1 rRNA gene (only partly in view) is annotated in these 242 nt (G+C 55.4%); it reads right to left on the bottom strand.

From position 1 onward, the window contains the following. Window positions 1-242 (bottom strand): 16S ribosomal RNA (locus ACT6UX_RS30370) (its annotated part extends past both window edges: 138 nt to the left, 389 nt to the right); the annotation flags it as partial.

Genomic DNA, 242 nt, shown 5'->3' with positions numbered 1-242 from the left:
CATCCCCACCTTCCTCCGGCTTAGCACCGGCAGTCCCATTAGAGTTCCCAACTGAATGATGGCAACTAATGGCGAGGGTTGCGCTCGTTGCGGGACTTAACCCAACATCTCACGACACGAGCTGACGACAGCCATGCAGCACCTGTGTCCCAGTCTCCGAAGAGAAAGCCACATCTCTGTGGCGGTCCGGGCATGTCAAAAGGTGGTAAGGTTCTGCGCGTTGCTTCGAATTAAACCACATG

The organism is Reyranella sp., assembly GCF_052439685.1.
Classification (GTDB): Bacteria; Pseudomonadota; Alphaproteobacteria; order Reyranellales; family Reyranellaceae; genus Reyranella.
This window is presented reverse-complemented; position numbering and strand designations above follow the sequence as displayed.